The organism is Pantoea coffeiphila (assembly GCF_016909495.1).
Taxonomy (GTDB): domain Bacteria; phylum Pseudomonadota; class Gammaproteobacteria; order Enterobacterales; family Enterobacteriaceae; genus Erwinia; species Erwinia coffeiphila.
The window spans coordinates 595,489-608,259 of sequence record NZ_JAFBFW010000001.1; the positions used below are offsets into that span (position 1 = coordinate 595,489).

Annotated in this window: 13 protein-coding genes; 4 read left to right on the forward strand and 9 right to left on the reverse strand. The window is 54.4% G+C overall.

Annotated elements, in window-relative coordinates:
• Positions 1 to 143: 143 nt before the first annotated feature.
• Positions 144 to 1,349: an MFS transporter gene (locus JOE09_RS02750; RefSeq protein ID WP_239552902.1), complete on the reverse strand. Its 1,206-nt coding sequence runs from the start codon at positions 1,347 to 1,349 to the stop codon at positions 144 to 146.
• A 75-nt stretch (positions 1,350 to 1,424) separates the two neighbouring features.
• Here JOE09_RS02750 and JOE09_RS02755 point away from each other — a divergent pair, with 75 nt between their 5' ends.
• Both JOE09_RS02755 and JOE09_RS02760 read left to right on the forward strand, forming a co-directional pair.
• Positions 1,425 to 2,414 (forward strand): AraC family transcriptional regulator, encoded by a 990-nt coding sequence (locus JOE09_RS02755; protein ID WP_205064707.1) that lies wholly within the window; start codon positions 1,425 to 1,427, stop codon positions 2,412 to 2,414.
• A gap of 188 nt (positions 2,415 to 2,602) precedes the next feature.
• Positions 2,603 to 3,403 carry a Cof-type HAD-IIB family hydrolase gene (locus JOE09_RS02760; RefSeq protein ID WP_205064708.1) on the forward strand — a complete coding sequence of 267 codons (801 nt, stop codon included), beginning with the start codon at positions 2,603 to 2,605 and terminating at the stop codon, positions 3,401 to 3,403.
• A gap of 50 nt (positions 3,404 to 3,453) precedes the next feature.
• Here the strand turns inward: JOE09_RS02760 and JOE09_RS02765 are convergent, their stop codons facing one another.
• The 8 genes from JOE09_RS02765 to ytfQ all read right to left on the reverse strand — a co-directional run bounded on the left by JOE09_RS02765 (position 3,454) and on the right by ytfQ (position 11,434).
• Complete coding sequence (locus JOE09_RS02765; protein WP_205064709.1) at positions 3,454 to 4,215, reverse strand: DeoR/GlpR family DNA-binding transcription regulator; 762 nt, start codon at positions 4,213 to 4,215, stop codon at positions 3,454 to 3,456.
• A 95-nt stretch (positions 4,216 to 4,310) separates the two neighbouring features.
• Positions 4,311 to 4,787, reverse strand: a complete 477-nt coding sequence (locus JOE09_RS02770) for a glutathione peroxidase (protein WP_205064710.1) — start codon at positions 4,785 to 4,787, stop codon at positions 4,311 to 4,313.
• Positions 4,788 to 4,892: 105 nt separating this feature from the next.
• Positions 4,893 to 5,501, reverse strand: coding sequence for a dTMP kinase (locus JOE09_RS02775; RefSeq protein ID WP_205064711.1), 609 nt, complete (start codon positions 5,499 to 5,501; stop codon positions 4,893 to 4,895).
• A gap of 107 nt (positions 5,502 to 5,608) precedes the next feature.
• Positions 5,609 to 6,517, reverse strand: coding sequence for a LysR family transcriptional regulator (locus JOE09_RS02780; protein WP_205064712.1), 909 nt, complete (start codon positions 6,515 to 6,517; stop codon positions 5,609 to 5,611).
• Positions 6,518 to 6,909: 392 nt separating this feature from the next.
• Positions 6,910 to 7,896, reverse strand: coding sequence for a galactofuranose ABC transporter, permease protein YjfF (gene yjfF, locus JOE09_RS02785; RefSeq protein ID WP_105594923.1), 987 nt, complete (start codon positions 7,894 to 7,896; stop codon positions 6,910 to 6,912).
• Positions 7,889 to 8,908 (reverse strand): galactofuranose ABC transporter, ATP-binding protein YtfT, encoded by a 1,020-nt coding sequence (ytfT, locus tag JOE09_RS02790; RefSeq protein ID WP_200558653.1) that lies wholly within the window; start codon positions 8,906 to 8,908, stop codon positions 7,889 to 7,891. Before ytfT ends, yjfF begins: the two co-directional genes overlap by 8 nt.
• Positions 8,901 to 10,424, reverse strand: a complete 1,524-nt coding sequence (gene ytfR / locus JOE09_RS02795) for a galactofuranose ABC transporter, ATP-binding protein YtfR (RefSeq protein ID WP_205064713.1) — start codon at positions 10,422 to 10,424, stop codon at positions 8,901 to 8,903. Before ytfR ends, ytfT begins: the two co-directional genes overlap by 8 nt.
• 53 nt (positions 10,425 to 10,477) lie before the next feature.
• A complete protein-coding gene (gene ytfQ, locus JOE09_RS02800) occupies positions 10,478 to 11,434 on the reverse strand; it encodes a galactofuranose ABC transporter, galactofuranose-binding protein YtfQ (RefSeq protein ID WP_105594926.1) in 957 nt (318 codons plus the stop codon).
• 458 nt (positions 11,435 to 11,892) lie between these two features.
• Here ytfQ and ydgT point away from each other — a divergent pair, with 458 nt between their 5' ends.
• Both ydgT and JOE09_RS02810 read left to right on the forward strand, forming a co-directional pair.
• Complete coding sequence (ydgT, locus tag JOE09_RS02805; protein WP_105595011.1) at positions 11,893 to 12,108, forward strand: transcription modulator YdgT; 216 nt, start codon at positions 11,893 to 11,895, stop codon at positions 12,106 to 12,108.
• 109 nt (positions 12,109 to 12,217) lie between these two features.
• The gene (locus JOE09_RS02810) at positions 12,218 to 12,661 is read left to right on the forward strand and encodes a DUF2569 family protein (protein WP_205064714.1); all 444 of its coding nucleotides are present in this window, start codon (positions 12,218 to 12,220) and stop codon (positions 12,659 to 12,661) included.
• Positions 12,662 to 12,771 lie beyond the last annotated feature (110 nt).

The window sequence follows — 12,771 nt, forward strand, 5'->3', positions numbered from 1 at the left end:
CTTGAAGTTTTAAACATTCAACTATAAAACGTGAATCATTCGAACCATGCCTGCCCTTATATTTCAAGAGCCGCCTGGAAAGCCATTTACCAATATCATTCAGCGTCCTTCCAGGCCAGCCGCGTACCGCAGCTGACCTCCATTTAAAACTCCGCTATCTGGTCAGAATCAACGCTGTGTGCCGGTTCAACCCGCACCCTGAGTGTGATAACCACGGCGGCGATAAACATCAGGCAACCTGACGTTATGAAAACCCCGCTTACGCCACTGAAGCCGAAGAGTAAGCCTCCCAGCGCCGCGCCAGCAGCGATTGATGACTGGACCGCTGCGACAACCATACCGCCGGCAGTTTCAGCCTGATCGGGTACCGCCCGGGCCACCCAGTTTGACCACGCCACGGGGACACCACCAAATGCCATCCCCCACAGCGCGACAAGTAGCATCAGTACCGTTTCGTGTACAGGAAGTAAAATCATGCTTAATGCTGCAAAACCTACCAGTGCGGGCATCACAATCAGGGTGAGACGCAGGCTTTTTTCCATCAGCCATCCAGCCAGCAGCGTGCCGAAAAAATTAGCCACACCGAATCCAAGCAGCATCACGGACAGGCGGTCCACATTAACGTGGGCAAGATTCTCAATGGCCGGACGAATGTAGGTAAAGAGTGCATACTGGCCCGTATGGGCAATCACACATCCCGCCATTCCGATAGCAATCCCGGGGCGGCGGAGTAAACCCATCACTGATGCCGTGCTCATCATTTTTCGCGGCGCCATACCGGGAAGGGTAAATAGCTGGAAAATCATTGTTACCCCCCCGACAGCCGCCGCCGCGAAGAAGGCGCTGCGCCAGCCATAAAGCCCGCCTAAGTAGCTCCCCAGCGGGATCGACACCACAGTTCCCACTGCAATACCGCTAAAAATTATTGATAGCGCGCGCGGAACACGTTCACCCGGAACCAGCCGCATGGCGACCGCGGCCGCCATGCTCCAGAATCCCCCCAGCGCAATACCCAGCAGAATACGCATCACCAACAGCACGGCCAGACTGGATGAAAGTGCCACAAGCAGATTGGAGGCAATCATCAGTACCGTAAAGCCCAGCAGAACCTTTCGGCGATCGAAATCGCGCGTCAGGCGGGGCACCAGCAGGCCAGCAAACAGAGCCACAACGGCGGTTACCGTCACGGCCTGACCCGCGAGCGCTTCGGTTACACCGAGATCGGCTGCCATGGGAGTCAACAGACTGGCTGGGAGGTATTCTGCGGTCAGTAATCCGAACACCCCCATCGCCAGTGAAAAGACGGCCATCCAGGCGGGTTCCTCAGGTTCCCCATTATTTGCACTCATTACTTCATCTCTCATCTCACAGCCTTCCTGTAAAAAATTGAGCCTCAAGTCTAGAGTCGTAACACTGGACGATCTATGATGCCAAACCCTATTTTTTTACCCGAAACGCCGACTATGAAGATGAATGCCCCTTTTGCTCTGTCCTCTGACCTGATCAGTGAGCTGTTAATGGAAATGTGTCTGCGCGGCGTTCAGTACCGCCGTGTACAAACCGGGCCTGAATTCGGCGTCAGTTTTCACCATCGGCCACGGCACGCCTATTTTCATTATCTCGCCGTTGGCACCGCCCTGTTACGCACCAAAGACGGTACGCTTTACGAACTCAACGCAGGGAGCGTGGTGTTCATGCCACAGGGTGAAGACCATCAGCTTGTGTCAGATGTCAGGCATTCATGCCAACACATTGACACATTAGGCGCGGCCCCGCTGGGCGAGGCCGTCAGCGGGATTAACACCTGCCCCAGCACGCATTCAACGCCCAGCACGGTACTGTTTTATGGTTGTATGGAGTTCGACCTCGGTGGAATGCAGGGACTGGCTAAACTGATGCCGGAGGCAATGGTGGCGACGGCTGATGAACAGCGCTATCCGGGGCTGATGCCCATCCTCAGCGCGATGAAAGCTGAAATCTGCTCAGGCCGCATTGGCTTTGCGGGTATTCTGGCCCGACTCGCCGAGGTTGCGAGCGCCATGATAGTGCGTGGATGGATTGAAAGCGGCTGTGGTAGCGCCGATGGCCTTGTTGCAGCATTACGCGACCCGCGGTTGGCGCGTGCCATTCTGGCGATTCATCGCGATCCGGGTCGTGAATGGTCCGTTGCAGAGCTGGCTTCCCTGTCACACGTGTCACGTTCTGTGTTTGCTGAACGCTTTAAGGCGATTATCGGCGCGCCGCCGCTGCGTTATGCCACAGAGGTGAGAATGCGGATCGCCGGGCAGTGGATCGCCCGGGATAAGGTATCCATTGATACGGTCGCCCACCGCCTGGGCTACGCTTCGCAGGCCGCGTTCAGCCGGGCTTTTAAGCGTGTCAATGGATATCCGCCCGGAGCGCTACGGCGCTAGACGTGCATATCAAAGCTCCACTTTAGAAATCCCGCCAGTCAACACACCATCCTGTGGCGTTCGAAATAAACAACAACAGACAACAATAAACACAACGTTGCACAACCGAGCATGCAATGTTACTTTGACCTGGTGAATTGGGAATGGGCAAATCCATTCCTTTGATAACCGAGAAGCCGGAGTGAAACATGATAAAGCTGATAATTACCGATCTCGATGGTACTTTTTTAAACAGCCAGGGTGACTATGATCGGGCGTTGTTTGCCCGGACGTGGGAGAAGATGTCGTCTCTCGGTGTGCATTTTGCTGCATGTACCGGCAAACAATGTGAGCGGGTGGAAGAGCTTTTTGGGGAATTCAGTAAAGATATCTGGATCGTTGGCGACAGCGCCACGCGCATCAAACATAACGGCAGCTTTGCCTTTCAGTCCCTGATTAATAATGCGACAGGAAGGGCAATCATTAAAACGCTTGAAGAAGTGAGTTCCACGCATGTGATTATCGCCTGCACCCCTGAAGGGGCGATCGTGCGCTCCGATGTTCCGAAACCCCTCAAAGATAAAATCAGACGCTCCTATGCCCGCATCATCGAGATTGAGGACTTCAGCCTGGTCGACAGTGATTTTGTTAAAATCACCGTGTTTGATGAGCAGGGAAACTGTCCACAAACTCGCCCACATTTGAGTCCATTTGAGGATGATGTGTACATTGTGGTTTCTGAAGCCTCATGGATAGATATCGCCGGATATGGCGTACACAAGGGAAGCACAGTTCAAAAACTTCAAGAAATTCTGAATGTCAGCCCGGAAGAAACAATGGCTTTTGGTGATGGTTACAATGATCTGGAGCTGCTGGCTCAGGCAGAGTATAGCTTCGCTATGCGAAACGCCTTTAATGAGGTTAAGGATGCGGCGCGTTTTGTCACCGGAACCAATGATGACAGTGCGGTAATGGAAACTATCAATCGCCTGCTTGCGTTACAAGCCTGAAGGTTATTAACGCGGGAAGGCACCCAGCCCTTCCCAGATAGAAGTTCATATCAGGCGATTTCCAGCCGTATGTTGCTGTGTGCCAGCGAGCCTGCGTCTGTAAGGCTGCTGGCGACGACAACGTCGATATCGTCACAGGATGCGACTTTGTAGCGCGCCACCTGCGGCACTTTATCCGCAATGACAGCGGCGATGATTTCATTGCTCTGGCGGATCACTTCTTTTTTAAAGCAGGCATCTTCATAGTAGACAGCCGTCAGCCCGGCATGAATGTCCAATCCGCAGACGCCGATAAACATCTGATCGAACAGCATCTCTTTGACTTGATTAAGCGGCTCAGACCCGAGAATGCTTCCTGTCTGCGAATTCAGCTTGCCGCCGAGCATAATCACTTCACCCTGCTGGCGTCCACTCAGGGCTGCAGCGATTTGTGGGGAATTTGTCACGATGGTGAGGTCGAATTCGGAGGGAATGAAATCGACCATAGCCAGATACGTAGAGCCGCCGTCTATAAAGATACTGGTTCCGGATTTGATCAGTTCCGCACAGCGTTTTGCCACACTCGTCTTTTCCTCAACGCTATGCATAACCCGTGTGTCGAAACTTGCTGACTGTTTAAACTGACTGACCGCGCCCCCGTAGACTTTTTTGCACATTCCTTTACGGACCATCGCCTGCAAATCCCTGCGTATCGTGTGTTCAGACACGCCTAACTGGCGGGCGATATCAGCGCCAATGACCCGACCGTTCTGCTGTAGCATCTGGTAAATCACTTCCTGTCTCTGTTCAGGCAGGGCGTCATAATCAATCATTCTTTACTCTCAAAATAAACATGACATGGCAGAGTGTACACAACAAAGCATAGCGGTGATGAACATATTACACCTGTGACGCAATCGCGCAGGCGTCAAAGTTCAGCCCGAATTGCGGCTTCCATTTTCTCCGGGGTGGCGATGGGCGCAAAACGCTTAAGCGGTTTGCCGTCGCGTCCGATAAGGAACTTAGTGAAGTTCCACTTGATCCGCCCACCCAGTACGCCGGGCAATTCCTCTTTCAGGTAACGAAACAGCGGATGCGCAGCGGCACCGTTGACCTCGACTTTTTCGAACATCGGGAAGGTAACACCGTAGTTGATGTGACAGGTCTGCGCGATGTCGTCGGCGTTGCCGGGTTCCTGCTTGCCGAACTGGTTACAGGGGAAGCCCAGCACCACCAGCCCCTGGTCAGCATACTTTTTGTAGAGCGCTTCCAGGCCCGCATATTGCGGCGTGAAACCGCACCGGCTGGCGGTATTCACTACCAGCACCAGTTTTCCCGCGTAGTCGGCCATAGGGATAAGCTGGCCTTGCAGGCTGGTAGCAGAAAGTTGATGAAAAAGGGTCATATCGTCATCCTCAAAACAGACAGGGTTCAGCGTCTATACTGCCGTGCAGCGCCTGGCTGCCACGGCACACAGCGAAAATTTTGGGTTGATACGGCTCGTTAGCCTTCAAAGCACGCGGTAGATTTCAGAAATCACCTGCATCGCTGCGTCTTCAAGGGTTCCTTCATTACGGCATAACAACCAGCCGTTCCCGGTGATTTCTCGCTCGAACGCCCGGGTACAGGCAGCATGCTCTTCCAGCTTATGCATTACCGTACTGCTCAGCCCACGCGTTCGGGCTGCCGCCCTCGCCCATGAAATTTCAGGTGCAGTGACTACCCCGACATGCAGGTCCGGCGTTCGCACGTTACGTTCAATATTAAGCTGTAAAATCTCTGCAAAGGGCACCATTCGCCGAAACGCGGCATCCGACGGATACCAGCGGTCCATCAGGATAATGCTGTCCGACGGCTGTTTAGTCAGCACCTCCCGTGTTATCCACGCGCGGCTGTCAGCCAGGCGCTGACAAACCTGCCGTTCTAAATCCAGGCTGGGATGTCTGGCAAACTGGTTTACGAGGAGCATAGTTGCTGCCCGCCAGGGATCGCTTTTTTTCTCGCAAAGACGGACCACCTTGTGGTTATCCGCGCGTAATACTTTCGCCATGGCTTCTAACAGCGTGGTTTTTCCCGCGCCCTTGGGTCCATCCAGCGTAACAAACAGTTGACGACTCATTCTGCGAATGATGATCGATGAAGGGTTTTTATCAGTCCCGAATCTGGCAAACGCATTTAACTTCCTTTCGATGAATAGCTGAGCAATCTCTTCCCCGTATTGGGTTGTCAGGGGAGTTTGCTTAATTCCTGCTGGATAAAATCAATCAGCGCTCTGGTTTTCGTGGGCAGGTAACGCCGGTTTGAATAAAGTGCGAACAGTTGCAGCGGCGCTACCGATTGTTCAAATTCAACCTCGATCAGCCGCCCATCGCTAATGTAGGGTTCACAGCCCTGTTTTGACAGAATGGCAAAACCGACGCCTGCCAGCGCAGCGCGCCCTGCCATCTCTCCGCTGTTTACCCGATAATGCCCGTTAACCTTAACCGTCTCGAATCCCCCTTTTGCATTGACAAACTGCCAGGGCGCTCCTTTCAGCGCACTCACGGTGGTAATACAGGGTAATGCTTCAAGCTGCCGGATATTAGCAGGGGTGCCATAGCGTTGAATAACAGAGGGCGCGGCAACAATGGTGCAAGGGATAGTCAGCAGATGACGGGCTATATAGTCACTGTCATCCATCTGGCCCCGGCTTACAATGATCGCTAAATCCAGATCGTCCCGCAGTGATTCCAAACCCGAGAGGTTTGTGACACAGCCGATCTCCAGATCCGGGTACTGACAGGCGAATTCGGCAATAACGGAACCCAGCAGTGCGGGTCCGATCTCATTGGGGATACAGAGACGTAATGGCCCCTTGAGCTGCATCTGGCGCTGCGTTAGCTCTGTCTCCGTTTGCTCAAGCGCCTCCAGTAATGGCTTCGCACGGCTGTAGAGCAGATGCCCGGCCTGAGTGAGTTTCATATGCCGGGTGCTGCGCTCGATGAGCTGAAGATTCAGTTTTTCTTCTAACTGAGAAATACAGCGGCTGACATTTGAGGTTGGCATTTCAAGGACTTTCGATGCCCCAACAAAACTCTCTTTTTCAACCACAGCAATGAACACTTTCAGGGTATGAAAATCAAGCGCCGGACGCATTCGCTATCCCATTTATGATAATAATAACTGCTGTTTTTACCATATAATTAGCTATATCGATAGCGTTCAGATTTTGCGTATGGCGTATCGGGGGGGCTGGGGAGTTGCTTCAGATCCTGCATCTGGTGTATCGGGGCTGGCCGGATTGCCCGCATATTTTGGTGTTGCTGCTGGAACAACTGATTGTATCTGGCAGCAACGCAAGGATTCAAAAGGGAGACCGTAACGGGACAGGTTAGCCGGGTGTCTGCCGCAGGGATGCGGCAGCCAAGCCCCCAGGGATTGGGTTCACGGCGACCCGGCGTTCTGCCCGTAACGGTCGCCCCGTTCGCCAATCTCGCCGCGAAAATCCTCCACCATCAGATTACCGCTCTTCCGAAACACCCCAACTATCAGGTACTCAACCGCTTAACCGGCGCATTCTGCTGTCGATCCCACATCACCGTCAGCAACCGCTGGAGCGCGATAAAGGCAAACAGCAGCACGCCGATGGCAATCTTCGTCCACCAGGAACTCAGCGTACCGTCGAAGTTGATCCAGGTCTGAATCAGCCCCTGTATCAGCACGCCAAACAGCGTTCCCAGCACCGTGCCCACTCCGCCGGAAAGCAGCGTGCCGCCGATCACCACCGACGCAATGGCATCCAGCTCCACGCCCATACCCGCCAGCGCATAGCCCGCCGAGGTATAGATGGAGAAAACAATTCCTGCCAGCGTCGCCAGCCCGGAGGACAGCATGTAAATACGTATCGTGGTGCTGCGGGTGGAGATGCCCATCAGCTGCGCCGAAGTGGCGTTACCGCCGATGGCATACACCTGGCTACCGAAGCGGCTGCGGTGGGCGACAATAATTCCCAGCGCGACCACCATCAGCATAATCAGCGCCAGCAGGCTGAGACGGCCTCCTCCCGGAATTTTCCAGGCCATCGACGACAGCGTGGAATACAGCGGGTGATCGATCGGCAGCGAACTTTCCGCCACCAGATAGCTACAGCCGCGCAGGAAGAACATCCCGGCCAGGGTGATGATGAATGCCGGAATTTTTAAAGCATCGATCAGCCATCCCATAAAGGCACCAAACGCCGATCCCATCACCATCACCAGACCGAACGCCACAAACGGATGCAGGTGGAAATCGCCGATGGCGCGGGCGAGGAACACCCCGGTGAAGGCGATCACCGCGCCAACCGACAGATCGATACCGCCGGAGAGGATCACAAAGGTCATGCCGACGGCGATAATGCCAAGAAAAGCGTTATCGGTCAGAATATTGGCAATCACCCGGGTTGATGCAAAGCCGGGGAACTGGCTCAGGCAGAACAGATAACCGACCACGAATACCAGCAGGGTTATCATTAACGGAAGATGACGTTTAACCACCGCGCGGCCCTCTTTTAAACAGTTGAATAAAGCGTGGTGACTGCAACAGCAGCACAATCATCACCACTACCGCCTTCACGACCTGGTTCAGTTCGGGCGGGAAGCCGGAAAGCAGAATCCCGGTGTTCATCGCCTGGATAATCAGCGCGCCGATCAGCGACAGCAGCAGATTAAAGCGGCCACCCATCAGTGAAGCCCCGCCGATAACCACCGCAAGGATGGCATCCAGCTCCAGCCACAATCCGGCGTTGTTGGCGTCGGCTCCGCGAATATCCGCCGCCACGATCAGTCCAGCTACCGCTGCACACAGCCCGCTCAGCACGTAGGTGCTCATCACCACCAGCCAGCCGTTAACTCCGGCGTTACGCGCGGCACGCAGGTTGATACCGACGGCCTCGATAAACATGCCAAGCGCGGTTTTACGGGTCAGAAGCCAGACCACCAAAGCCAGTGCGATAGTGATCCACAGCGGAACCGGCAGGTAGAACAGCGTACCGCTGCCGAGCCGTGCCAGCGCATCGCTGTTAAACGTAACGATCTGCCCCTGAGTGATCAGCTGTGCGATACCGCGCCCGGCAACCATCAGGATCAGCGTGGCAACAAACGGCTGGATTTTAAGCAGCGACACCAGTATGCCGTTCCACAGTCCACACAGCAGGCCGCTGCCCAGCGTCACCAGAATCACCACCGCCAGGCTGTGCCCGGCTACGGTCATCGTGGCCGCGGTTGCCCCGGCGATGGCCATCACTGCGCCCACCGACAGGTCGATCCCGCCGGTGGCAATGACCAGCGTCATCCCAATAGCCAGAATCGCCACCGGCGCGGCGCGGTTAAGGATATCGATCGGGCTGCCGAACAGCCGCCCGTCCTGCAGATGAATGGCAAAGAAGTTGTTCGCCACCATGCTGTCGATCAGCAGCACCAGGATCAACGCACCGATCTGCGGCAGTCCCGGCGGTAATTTACGTTTCAACATCGGCGTTTTCCCCGGTAGAAAATGGCTCTCAAGCATGCTGTTCTCCCCCTGCCGCAATAGCGTTAACGATGGCGGCAACCGACAGCTGTTCCAGCGGGATTTCGGCTACCTGCTGCCTGTCGCGCAGGATCACCACCCGATCGGCGTAGCCGACCAGCTCTTCCAGTTCTGATGAGATCACCAGTAACGCCAGGCCGTCAGCGCAGAGCGTTTCAATCAGGCGAATAATTTCAGCGTGCGCACCCACGTCGATGCCGCGCGTCGGCTCATCGAGGATTAAAAACTGCGGACGGGTCACCAGCCAGCGGGAGAGCAGCACCTTCTGCTGATTGCCGCCGGAAAGCAGCTCCACCGGCTGATCGGCGTCCGGCGTGCGGATACCCAGGCTTTTAATAAAGCGTTCGGCAATTTCCTGCTGCTCGCGGCGCTTAATGGGCCGCAGCCAGCCGCGCTGCGCCTGCAGGGCCAGAATGATATTTTCACGCACCGAGGCGGCCCCGATAATACCGTCGGTTTTGCGATCCTCCGGGCAGAAGCCCATTCCTAAGCGGGAGGCCTGAGCCGGGGTGCGGATAGTCTGCGTTTTGCCTTTGATAACGGCCGTGCCGGAGTCGGCGCGCTTAATGCCAAACAGCAGTTCGGCGGTTTCAGTACGCCCGGAACCGAGCAGGCCAGCCAGACCCACGGCTTCACCCGGCCGTACACTCAGACTGAACGGTTCAATGGTGCCTTTTTTACCGTAGTCCTTAAATTCCACCACCGGGGTGTCGCTGCGCAGCGTACTGCCCGCGCGCTGAAGCGCCGTTTCCAGCAGCTCGCGGCCGAGCATCAGCTTAATCAGCTCAATCTGCGGCAGTGAGCGGGTATCGCGGGTGGCGATAAACTGGCCGTTGCGCAGTACGGTGATGCGGTCGGTAATGCGATACACCTGGTCGAGGAAGTGGGTGACGAAGATCAGGCTCATGCCTTTCGCCCGCAGCTGGCTCATCAGGGTGAACAACATTTCCACTTCGCTGGCATCCAGGCTGGCGGTCGGTTCGTCGAGGATCAGCACCTTCGCCGACAGGTCCACCGCGCGGCAGATGGCGATAATCTGCTGCATGGCGACCGAGTAGTGGCCCAGCGGCCGGGTCACGTCCAGCTCGAAGCCATAATCGTTAAGCAGTTTCACCGCGCGCTGGTTCAGCGTTTTGCGATCGATCAGCCCAAAACGCTTTGGCTCGCGACCAATAAACAGATTGTCCGCCACCGACATATTCGGCAGCAGGTTCACTTCCTGATACACCGTGCCGATGCCCAGCTCCTGAGCTTCGGCGGTGTTACGCGGGTTAATTGCCTGCCCGGAGAGTGAAATCGAACCGGTATCGCGCTGATACACGCCGGTCAGCACTTTAATCAGCGTGGACTTCCCCGCGCCGTTCTCACCCAGCAGCGCCATAATTTCGCCCGGGCGGATATCAAAGGAAACATTATCCAGCGCGCGCACGCCGGGGAAGGATTTACTGACGCCGCTGATTTCCAGAAGCGTTGCAGAGGAGGTGTCGATGGTCATACGCTGCGCCTCAAACCATGAAAAAAGCCGCTCCGGGTGGAGCGGCACGTGGCTCAGTAACCCATACCTTTTTTACGATCCAGCTGTGCCTGTGCGTCCGCAGGCAGGAACAGTTTGGTTTCGGTTTTGATGATTTTTGGCGGTACGGTGCCGTCTTTTTTCAGTTTTTCCAGCGCATCGAAGGCCGGACCAGCCATGTTCGGCGTCAGCTCAACGTTAGCGTTAGCTTCCCCGGCCAGCATCGCTTTATAGATATCCGGCACGCCATCAATCGATCCGGTCAGAATGTCTTTACCCGGCTTGAGTCCGGCTTCTTTAATCGCCTGAATGGCACCGATAGCCATATCGTCGTTGTGCGCGTATACCATGCAGATATTTTTGCCGTTGTTCTCGGCCTTGATAAAGCTCTCCATCACTTCTTTACCCTTGCTGCGGGTAAAGTCACCGCTCTGCGAGCGGATCACTTTGATGTTCGGGGTATTGGCAATCGCTTCGGCAAAGCCTTTTTTACGATCGATGGCTACGCTGGCGCCGACGGTGCCCTGTAGTTCTACAACGTTACAGGGTTTGCCAGCCTGCTCTTTCACCAGCCAGTCGCCGATCAGCTTGCCTTCATAGACGTTATCCGCCGTGACCACCGCCTGATACAGCGATTTATCCTTCACCACGATAGCGCGGTCCAGCAGGAATACCGGGATCTTGGCATCCTTCGCTTCTTCCAGCACGGGTTCCCAGCCAGTTTGTACCACTGGCGCAATAAAGATGGCATCTACGCCCTGAGCGATAAATGAGCGTACCGCTTTGATCTGGTTCTCTTGTTTTTGCTGACCATCAGCAATTTTCAGTGTAATTCCGCGCTTCTGCGCCTCGGTTTTTGCCACGCTGGTTTCAGCTGCACGCCAGCCCGATTCGGAGCCAACCTGAGAGAAGCCAACGGTCATTGATTCAGCCAGCACGGGAGCAGACAGGCTTGCGCTGATAAGGACAGGTAAGAGTAAACGCTTCCACATGATCATTTTTCCTCTGATGGGATTTTGCCGTATAGGGTAACTGCACCTAAATCCTGGACTATTAGTGGAAAAACATATTCGACAACGCTCACAAAACGCTAAAAATCAATGAGATTAGGTAAATTGCGCCGCAAAAATCAGCGCCAGGAATATGGATAATTCGCCTGCAATAGATGAAAATCAGGTTAAATAAGTGTAATAAACAGAAGCGGTTGCGGACTGAGCATTTGGAAGCGATTACAGCACCGCGTGAAGTTCTGTCATTCTTCGCGATGTGAATTGTGGATTAGGAATTATCCTGAACTGTGAAGTTTCTCACGATTCATCAGCGTTTCCCACTGATTCTTCACAAAATTAATCAGTTATCCGAAACTGATGTTTTTTAACATCAGGGAGATGGATTCCGTAAGTAGCCGTTATATACTGATTTTCTTCTACTGCTGCACGATATGGGCCTCATGAGCATTCACGACTACCTTTTAAAGTTTCGCAAAGTTAACAACCTTGAAAGTTTGGAAAAACTTTTTGATCACCTCAATTATACGCTCACTGAGGATAGTGAAATCATCTTAATGTATCGTGCAGCCGATCATCGCCGCGCCGAGCTGGCCTCCGGTGGTCGTCTATTTGACCCGGGCTGCGTACCGAAAACGCTCTGGCACTATGTTGTATAAAACCGCTAAAGCTGTCTTAGCCTGGTGATTCGGCAGGTATTTTTCCGTATAGTTGGCTTCTGCTAATGCGAAGTTATCGCATTTATTCTGGCTATATTGAGGACTTCGCGTGGCTGTAGATTCCAAAAATCGCATCGGAGGCTGGCTGCTGGCGCCGCTGGCCTGGCTGATCATGACCTTACTGACCAGCGCCCTGGTGATGGCACTGTATCTTAGTGCCCTGTTTGATCCTGCCATGCGCCAGCAGCTGTTCTCGCAGGACAGTGCGCTACTACTGAACTGGGGGCTGTCGCTGCTGACCTCGACGCTGGTATGGTTTTACACTGGCTGGGTAACATGGATTTTCTGCAAACGCTCCCGCCGCCTGCCCCGACACTATATTATCTGGCTGTTAATTACCGTTGTGCTGGCGTTAAAAACCTTCGCGTTTGCACCGGTTGCGGATGGCCGCGCAGTACAGACTCTGCTTATCGCACTGCTGGCAGCGGGTATTCTCGTACCCTACTTCAAACGTTCAAAACGGGTGAAAAATACCTTCACTGCCGATTGCTGATGCAAAAACCGTCAAGAATTTAATCGTGAGTGCGCTATAACACCGTTGAATAGCGCACAACGGTTGTGGTCCGGCGGGCAATATCCGATAATAAACCCCTGCAATTTTAA

Coding starts and splice junctions, on each gene's coding strand:
- JOE09_RS02750 (WP_239552902.1), bottom strand. CDS start 1,349: ATGAGTGCAAATAATGGGGAACCTGAGGAACCCGCCTGGATGGCCGTC.
- JOE09_RS02755 (WP_205064707.1), top strand. CDS start 1,425: ATGATGCCAAACCCTATTTTTTTACCCGAAACGCCGACTATGAAGATG.
- JOE09_RS02760 (WP_205064708.1), top strand. CDS start 2,603: ATGATAAAGCTGATAATTACCGATCTCGATGGTACTTTTTTAAACAGC.
- JOE09_RS02765 (WP_205064709.1), bottom strand. CDS start 4,215: ATGATTGATTATGACGCCCTGCCTGAACAGAGACAGGAAGTGATTTAC.
- JOE09_RS02770 (WP_205064710.1), bottom strand. CDS start 4,787: ATGACCCTTTTTCATCAACTTTCTGCTACCAGCCTGCAAGGCCAGCTT.
- JOE09_RS02775 (WP_205064711.1), bottom strand. CDS start 5,501: ATGAGTCGTCAACTGTTTGTTACGCTGGATGGACCCAAGGGCGCGGGA.
- JOE09_RS02780 (WP_205064712.1), bottom strand. CDS start 6,517: ATGCGTCCGGCGCTTGATTTTCATACCCTGAAAGTGTTCATTGCTGTG.
- ytfT (WP_200558653.1), bottom strand. CDS start 8,908: ATGCTTGAGAGCCATTTTCTACCGGGGAAAACGCCGATGTTGAAACGT.
- ytfR (WP_205064713.1), bottom strand. CDS start 10,424: ATGACCATCGACACCTCCTCTGCAACGCTTCTGGAAATCAGCGGCGTC.
- ytfQ (WP_105594926.1), bottom strand. CDS start 11,434: ATGTGGAAGCGTTTACTCTTACCTGTCCTTATCAGCGCAAGCCTGTCT.
- ydgT (WP_105595011.1), top strand. CDS start 11,893: ATGAGCATTCACGACTACCTTTTAAAGTTTCGCAAAGTTAACAACCTT.